Origin of the sequence: Streptomyces calidiresistens, assembly GCF_014141525.1 — a bacterium.
GTDB lineage: Bacteria > Actinomycetota > Actinomycetes > Streptomycetales > Streptomycetaceae > Streptomyces > Streptomyces calidiresistens.
This window is the reverse complement of sequence record NZ_VKHS01001186.1, coordinates 1-1173: the sequence shown is the minus strand read 5'-3', so window position 1 is coordinate 1173 and position 1173 is coordinate 1. Positions and strand designations below refer to the sequence as shown.

The window sequence follows — 1173 nt, the reverse complement described above, 5'->3', positions numbered from 1 at the left end:
GGGTTCGGGACCGGGGGCGGAGGCCCCGGCGAGGGCGGGCACCCCCCAGTCCCGGGCCACCTCGACGGCGTCCGCGCCGGGTCGGGAGGGCCCGCGCCGGATCGCGCCGGGGGTGTCCGAGAAGCGGGGCGCGGGGGCGGGCTGCACCAGTCCGTCGTGCTCCACGAAGGTTCCCCGGGCGGCCAGGTGGGGGTGATCGGGCGCCTCCCGCAGCGAGAGCACCGGCGCCACACAGGCGTCGGTGTCGGCGAACACCTCCATCCACTCGTCGCGGGTGCGTTCGGCGATCCGGGCCGCGATCGCGGCCCGCAGTTCCGATCGACGGGACGCGTCGTCGCGGTCGGGCAGCGTCGGGTCCCCGGCCAGGCCCACCAGCTCCAGGAACCCCTCCCAGAAACGGGGTTCCAGGGGGCCGACGGCCAGGTACCGGCCGTCGGCGGCGGCGTAGGTGTCGTACCAGGGGGTGCCGCCGTCCAGGAGGTTGGCCTCGCGACGGTCCCGCCAGGCACCGGCGGCCATCATGCCGTGCAGCATGGTGGTGAGGTGGGCGGTGCCGTCCACGATCGCGGCATCCACGACCTGCCCCGCGCCCCCGGCGCGCACCCCGTGGAGGGCGGCCAGGACCCCCACCACGAGGTAGAGGGAGCCACCGGCGTAGTCGCCCAGCAGGTTGGCCGGGACGGCCGGACGCCCCTCGGCGGGGCCGATGACGCCGAGGGCGCCGGTGATCGCGACGTAGTCGATGTCGTGCCCCGCGCGGCGGGCCAGTGGCCCCTCCTGGCCCCAGCCGGTCATCCGGCCGTAGACCAGCCGGGGGTTGCGGGTCAGGCAGGCGTCGGGGCCGACGCCCAAGCGTTCGGCCACGCCGGGCCGGTAGCCCTCCACCAGCACATCGGCGCGTTCGACCAGGTCGAGCACCCGCTCGGCGGAGCCCTCCCGTTTGAGGTCCAGCAGCACCGAGCGCTTGTTGCGGTTGGTGATGTCCCATCGGGGGTCGATGTGCGGCCAGGCACTGCCGGGGCGATCGACCCGCACCACGTCGGCGCCCAGGTCGCCCAGGATCATCGCGGCGAAGGGGCCGGGCCCGATCCCGGCCAGTTCGACCACCCGCACGCCCGCCAGGGGGCCGCCCCGCGGTCGGGGGGCGTCCGCCCCCGGGGCGGTGCCCGCCCC

Annotated in this window: 1 protein-coding gene; it reads right to left on the bottom strand. The window is 76.7% G+C overall.

The window, feature by feature from the left end:
- Positions 1-1122 (bottom strand): CaiB/BaiF CoA transferase family protein (locus FOE67_RS26280; protein ID WP_182667321.1); only part of this gene is annotated, 1122 nt, incomplete at its 3' end.
- Between the last annotated feature and the right edge of the window lie 51 nt (positions 1123-1173).